Here is a 6,491-nt window from a genome sequence, read left to right on the forward strand (position 1 = left end):
CCGGACTGGGGCACGATGCCCGCGAACAGGCATCATGCAAGGAGATGACGGAATGGCGGAATGGTGGCGCGACGCGGTGATCTATCAGATCTATCCCCGCAGCTTTCAGGACAGCGACGGCGACGGGATCGGCGACCTGCCGGGCATCACCCGGCGGCTGGACCATGTGGCCGCCCTTGGCGTGGATGCGATCTGGCTGTCGCCGATCTTCACCTCGCCGCAAAAGGACATGGGCTATGACGTGGCCGATTACACCGATATCGACCCGCTGTTCGGCACTCTGGCGGATTTCGACGCGCTGGTGACGCGCGCCCATGCGCTTGGGCTGAAGGTGATCATCGATCAGGTCATCAGCCATTCCAGCGACAAGCATTCCTGGTTCGCGGAAAGCCGCACCGACCGCACCAACTCGCGCGCCGACTGGTATGTCTGGGCCGATCCCAAGCCCGACGGCACGCCGCCCAGCAACTGGCCCTCGGTCTTCGGCGGCCCGGCTTGGGAATGGGAACCGCAGCGGCGCCAGTATTACCTGCACAATTTCCTGATCGAACAGCCCGACCTGAACATGTGGAACCCCGCCGTGCAGGATGCGCTGCTGGACACGATGCGCTTCTGGCTGGACCGCGGCGTCGACGGTTTCCGGCTGGACACGGTGAACTATTATTTCCACGACGACCGCCTTCGCGACAACCCGCCCAATCCCGATTACGACGGCCCCGAGACCTATCCCCGCCAGCGCCACGTCTATTCCAAGAACCGCCCCGAAAACATCGCCTTCCTGCGACGGATGCGGGCGCTGACCGATGAATATGACGCGAGGATGATGGTCGGAGAGGTCGGCGACAGCGGCCAGACCTCGATCGACATCATGGGCGAATATACGGCGGGCGATGACCTTTTGCACATGTGCTACAGCTTCGGCATGCTCAGCGCCGATTTCACCGCCGCGCATTTCCGCGACACGATTCAGGGCGTGCGCGATCATGCGCCCGACAGCCATGCCTGCTGGTCCTTCTCGAACCATGACGTGGTGCGCCATGTCACCCGATGGGCCGATCACGCGACCGACAGCGATGCGCTGGCCCGGCAGGCGGCGGCGATGCTTCTGTCCTTCCCCGGCACGATCTGCCTCTATCAGGCCGAGGAACTGGGCCAGACCGAGACCGTGCTCGAATACGCCGAACTGACCGACCCCCCCGCCCTGCGCTTCTGGCCCGAGGTCAAGGGCCGCGACGGCTGCCGCACGCCGATGGTCTGGGACGCGACCGAACCCCATGCCGGATTTTCCGACAGCGTCCCGTGGCTGCCCGTCAAAGAGGAACAATCCCTGCGCGCCGTCGCCCATCAGCAGGGCCGCAATGACAGCGTTCTGGCGACCTATCGCGCGATCCTGTCCTTTCGCAAGAACCAGCCGGCGCTGCGGCAGGGCCAGACGACCTTTCTCGATCTGCCCGAACCGGTGCTGGCCTTCCGGCGGGTGGCCGAGGATCAGACCCTGACCGCCGTCTTCAACCTCTCGGCCACGCCGCGCAGCCTGACGGTCGCGAGCGACGCCACCCTCAGCGGCCCGGCCCATGCCGATCTGCAGGGGGGCCGCCTCGACCTGCCCGCCAATGGCTATGCCTGGCTTGCGGGCGACATCACGCTGTCCGCCTGACGGGCCTGCGGCGGCGCGGGCCCTACCCCCCGCGCCGCCGCCACAGAAACAGCACCACCGCCAGATAGACCCCTGCGGCGCCGAACAGCATGGCCCAGGCCGGACTGCCGTTCCACAGCTCGACCCCCGCCCAGATCAGCGGCATCACCACGCACAGCACCCGCACCCAAAGCGGTCTGAAGAACGGGGCCTCCGGATCGACCAGCTTCATCCTGCCATCTCCCTGTCGTTTCATCTTGGTTCAAATATCCTCGGGGGTCCGGGGGGCGAGCCCCCCGGCATCCTCCCCCTCCGTCAACAGCCCGCGCTGCCACAAGGGCTCTCCGGCAAAGGCCGCCGCGATGTGATCGACCAGCGCGCGGGTCTTGCGCGGCATCGGCCGGATCGGCGGCCAGACGACGCTGATCGGCAGCGGCTCCTGCGGCAAGGCGGGCAGCAGCCGCACCAGCCGCCCGTCGCGCAGCGCGTCATGGACGATGAACATCGGTAGCAGCGCCAGCCCCAGCCCGCCGATCGCCAGATCGCGCATTGCCTCGCCATTGTTGGCGGTGATCCGCCCGGCGCGCGGCAGGGTGACATCGGCGCCAAAGGGCCAGATCTCGGCCAGCCGGGCGTTCAGATAGCCGATGACCGCGTGCCGGGCCAGATCGCCGGGCTGGCGGATCTGGCCGTGTTGGGCCAGATAATCGGGGCTGGCGACCAGCGCGCGCGGATCCTCGCACAGCCGCCGGGCCATCAGGCTGCTATCCTTCAGATGCCCGATGCGCAGGCCCAGATCGAACCCCGCGCGGGCCAGATCGACCTGTCGGTCGTCGTAATCCAGCACGATCTCCAGATCCGGATGGGCGCGGGCGAAACCGGCGATCACCGGGCCCAGATGGCGGATGCCAAAGCTCATCGGGGCGGCGATGGCCAGCCTGCCGCGCAGCGGGGCCTCGGGCGCGGCGGTGCTTTCGGTGGCGGCGATCAGCTCGGCCAGCGCCGGGCGCAGGCGACCGGCCAGCGCCAGCGCGCTGTCGGTGGGCGTGATCCGGCCCGCATGGCGGGTGAACAGCGCGACGCCAAGCGCCGCCTCGAAATCGCTGATCCGCTTGCTGACCACGGATTTCGACAGATCCGCCCGCGCCGCCGCCCCCGAGATGCTGCCCGCATCCAGAACCGCCAGAAAGGTCTCAAGATCCGCGATCGTCCATCCCATGTGCGCCACCCTATCGCCCCGGCCAAGGCGTTCGCAAGAACCGAACGCCGCTTTGCCCGGCAGGCGGGTGCCGCGAACGGCAAGGCCGGGCCATATTGACCCCAACGCCGAACAGACAGGAGCCTCTGCCATGCAGCTGACCGGAATCCACCACCTGACCGCCATCACCGCCGATGCCCCGGGCAACAACCGTTTCTATACCGAGACCCTTGGCCTGCGCCGGGTGAAAAAGACCGTCAATCAGGACGACACCTCGGCCTATCATCTGTTCTTTGCCGATGGGGCGGGCAGCCCCGGCACCGACATCACCTTTTTCGACTGGCCCACGGCGCCCGAGCGGCGTGGCACGAATGCCATCACCCGCACCGGCCTGCGCGTGGCCGAGGACAGCCTTGATTACTGGGCCGACCGCCTGAATGGATTGGCGGGCAAGATCACCACGCTGGACGGACGCCCCAGTCTGGATGTCGAAGACCCCGAAGGCCAGCGCCTGCGCCTGATCGCCGCGCCCGACCCCGCCGGTCATCCTTGGGACCGCAGCGACGTGCCCGCCGGGCATCAGATCCGCGGCCTTGGCCCGATCACCATCTCGGTCGCCGATCTGGCCCCCACCGAGGCCTTGCTGACGCAGGTCATGAACATGCGCCGGGTGCGCGACTATGCCAGCCCTGACGGACAGGGACAGGTCCATGTGTTCGAGATGGGCACGGGCGGCGCTGCAGCCGAACTGCATGTCGCGGTCCAGCCCGGCCTGCCGCAGGCGCGGCAAGGCGCGGGCGGCGTCCATCACGTCGCCTTCCGCGTGCCCGATACCGCCGCTTTGACCGCATGGACCGACCATGTGGCGCAGTTCCGCGTCCCCTCCTCGGGCGAGGTCGAGCGGTTCTATTTCCGCTCGCTTTACTTCCGCGAGCCGGGGGGCAATCTGTTCGAACTGGCGACCGACGGGCCGGGCTTTGACGTGGACGAACCGCAGGATACGATGGGCGAGGGCCTGTCCCTGCCGCCCTTCCTCGAGGCCAGACGCACCCAAATCGAGGCGCGGCTGAAGCCCCTGACCTGACATCCGCAAGGATCCCGGGATGACGACGATCCTGCCACAAGCCGATCCCCCGCGCCGCGCCTTGTGCGGCGCGGCGTTCGGGATCACCATCGATGGGGGCTGGCGGCGCACCGCCAGCCCCCGCCCGCCTTCACCGAGGAGACTGCCATGACTGCCCCCCACGATGCGCCCCGGAATGCCCCCCGCATTTTCCCCCGCATTTCCCATGTCGCGCTGAGCGTCCGCGACCTGCCCGGCATGGCGGCATTCTATGAACGCATCATCGGCCTGCAGTCGATGGGCGGCGACGCGGCCGTTCGCCGCCTTGGCACCGGGGACCGCGTGCTGATCGAATTGCAGGGCGATCCTGCCGCCCGGCCCCATGACCCCCGGCAGGCGGGGCTGTTTCACACCGCCTTTCTGCTGCCCGACCGCGCCGCCCTTGGGGGCTGGCTGCGCCATGCCGCCGATGCGGGGCAGCGACTGGAGGGCGCCTCGGATCACGGCGTCTCCGAGGCGCTGTATCTGCACGACCCCGAGGGCAACGGCATCGAGATCTATCGCGACCGCCCCGCCACCGACTGGACCCGCGACGGCGACCGCGTTCACATGATCACCGCCCGGCTGGATCTGCAGGCGCTGCTGGACGACGGGGCGGAAGGCTGGCAGGGCGTTCCGACGGACACGATCATCGGGCATGTGCATCTGCAGGTCGGGCAGATCGATGCGGCGGACGATTTTCTGACCGGCGATCTGGGGCTGACCCGCACCTTTGATGTGCCCAGGGCGGGCTGGTACGGATGGGACGGCTATCACCATCATCTGGCCGTGAATGTCTGGAACAGCGAGGGCGCCGGTCCGCGCCCGCAGGGCCAGACCGGTCTGGCCGAAATTGCCCTGACGTCAGGAACCGAAAAAGACCCGATTGAGGATCCTTGGGGGAACCGCTTCCGGTTCGTCTGAGTTAGTCGCCGTGTTCAATTTCTGACGAGTGCGCCCCGCCTTCGGACCCCCGAAGGCGGGGCATTTTTATGCCTGCAACCCGGCCAGCCAGCCGGTCGCGGCGCTCAGATCATCCGCCGACAGCTCGTGCCCGGCGGGGACCGTCCGGGCGTCCAGCCTGGCCCCCGATACGCTCAGCCAATCGTTCAGCGCCGGGGCATGGGCGCCATAGGGATCACGCGCGCCCTGCAGCGTCAGAACCTGAACACCGGTCAGATCGGCCTGGGGCGCCGGGTCCAACACCAGCATCGGGCGGATCAGGATCGCCCGCGCGATCAGGCCGGGATGCAGCGCCATCACCGCCCCCGCGAAATTCGCGCCGTTGGAATAGCCCAGCACCGTCAGCTGGGCCGGGTCCAGATCATAGGCGGCCGGCGCCCCCTGCCAGAAGGCGGCGAAGGCGTGGGCCTCGGACCGGATATCGTCCTGATCGAACCGCGTCATGGACAGGCGGCGAAAGAACCGCGCCACGCCTTCCTCGGTAGACCGGCCGCGCAGGCCCAGCAGGGTGGTGCGCGGGGCGATGCTGTGGGCCAGCGGCATCAGATCGGATTCCGATCCCCCGGTGCCATGCAGCAACACGATGGCCGAGCCGTCCGGATCATCCGGCACATGCAGGCGGTGGACAAAAGGCAGATCACGCATCACGGTCCTTTCCTCGCCCGGTCGGGCGAATTGCGGCAAACGCAGCCGCAGCTGAATATCATCGGTCATATGGGGCGGCACCTTCAGGCTGCGGCCCAGATCACCCGGGCCCTCGTCCACGGCCATGCCGGGACCGTCGGTGGCCAGCTCGATCAGGATCTGCGCCGGGTCGCGGACGTAAAGCGAGGTGAAATACTTGCGGTCATGCACCGTCACCTGCCCCACATCGGCGCCACCCGCCAGCCGCGCACGCTGCGCCTTGATCGCGGGCAGATCCGGCACGCGCAGCGCGACATGGTCGATCACCCCGCTGCCGGGAATGCCGGGCACGAAGCCGCCCGCATCGCGGATGTCGATCACGTCGCGATCCGACACCAGCCGCGTCACCCCGCCCTCGACCCCGCCCGACCGATAACCAAAGGGCATCAGAAAGGCCGCCGAGGCTGCCGCATCCTCCGACCACAGGGTCACCCCGGCCAGATGCGCAGGCGGCGCGGGCCAGCCCGCATCGGCGATGTCCTGCCCCACCAGCTTGACGATGATCCCGTCGGGATCCTTCAGCCGCAGCACCGGGGCGCCGAATTCCCGCAGCGGACCCTCGATCCGCAGGCCGCGTTGCATGGCGCGGGTCAGCCAGTCGCCGATCCGGGCGCGGGGAATGGCCAGCGCGATCTCGGTCACCTGTCCGTGGCCCACGCGGCCCTTTGCCCCGTCCTGCCACACCAGAAAGCTGACCAGCGATCCGGGCGCGCCCGCGCTGTCGCCATAGAACAGGTGCAGCTGCTGCGCATCTTCGAACCCTGCGGTCTGCTTGACCAGCGACAGGCCCAGAAAACCCATCCAGAAATCGACATTGGCCTGCACGTCGCGCGTGATGGCCGTCACATGGTGAAGTCCCGTCATGGCGACCTCCTTTCCCTTGGGGCCCAAGATGCGCCGCCCCGGCC

Annotated in this window: 6 protein-coding genes; 3 read left to right on the forward strand and 3 right to left on the reverse strand. The window is 68.1% G+C overall.

All coding sequences use genetic code 11. The features are described 5' to 3' along the window. Positions 1-52 precede the first annotated feature (52 nt). Positions 53-1,657 (forward strand): alpha-glucosidase family protein, encoded by a 1,605-nt coding sequence (locus EG885_RS16990; protein WP_131576859.1) that lies wholly within the window; start codon positions 53-55, stop codon positions 1,655-1,657. A 22-nt stretch (positions 1,658-1,679) separates the two neighbouring features. Here EG885_RS16990 and EG885_RS16995 read toward each other — a convergent pair whose 3' ends face one another. Both EG885_RS16995 and EG885_RS17000 read right to left on the reverse strand, forming a co-directional pair. Then, positions 1,680-1,892, reverse strand: coding sequence for a hypothetical protein (locus EG885_RS16995; RefSeq protein ID WP_242679718.1), 213 nt, complete (start codon positions 1,890-1,892; stop codon positions 1,680-1,682). Between the two features lie 6 nt (positions 1,893-1,898). Then, a complete protein-coding gene (locus tag EG885_RS17000) occupies positions 1,899-2,855 on the reverse strand; it encodes a LysR family transcriptional regulator (RefSeq protein ID WP_131576861.1) in 957 nt (318 codons plus the stop codon). 130 nt (positions 2,856-2,985) lie between these two features. On the opposite strand from EG885_RS17000, the gene EG885_RS17005 reads away from it, so the two are divergent. Continuing rightward, the gene (locus EG885_RS17005) at positions 2,986-3,918 is read left to right on the forward strand and encodes a ring-cleaving dioxygenase (protein WP_131576862.1); all 933 of its coding nucleotides are present in this window, start codon (positions 2,986-2,988) and stop codon (positions 3,916-3,918) included. Positions 3,919-4,065: 147 nt separating this feature from the next. Further along, entirely contained in the window at positions 4,066-4,860 is a 795-nt protein-coding gene (locus EG885_RS17010) for a VOC family protein (protein WP_131576864.1), read from the forward strand. 66 nt (positions 4,861-4,926) lie between these two features. Here the strand turns inward: EG885_RS17010 and EG885_RS17015 are convergent, their stop codons facing one another. Continuing rightward, a complete protein-coding gene (locus EG885_RS17015; RefSeq protein WP_131576866.1) occupies positions 4,927-6,447 on the reverse strand; it encodes a VOC family protein in 1,521 nt (506 codons plus the stop codon). Positions 6,448-6,491 lie beyond the last annotated feature (44 nt).

The organism is Paracoccus nototheniae (assembly GCF_004335005.1).
Classification (GTDB): Bacteria; Pseudomonadota; Alphaproteobacteria; order Rhodobacterales; family Rhodobacteraceae; genus Paracoccus; species Paracoccus nototheniae.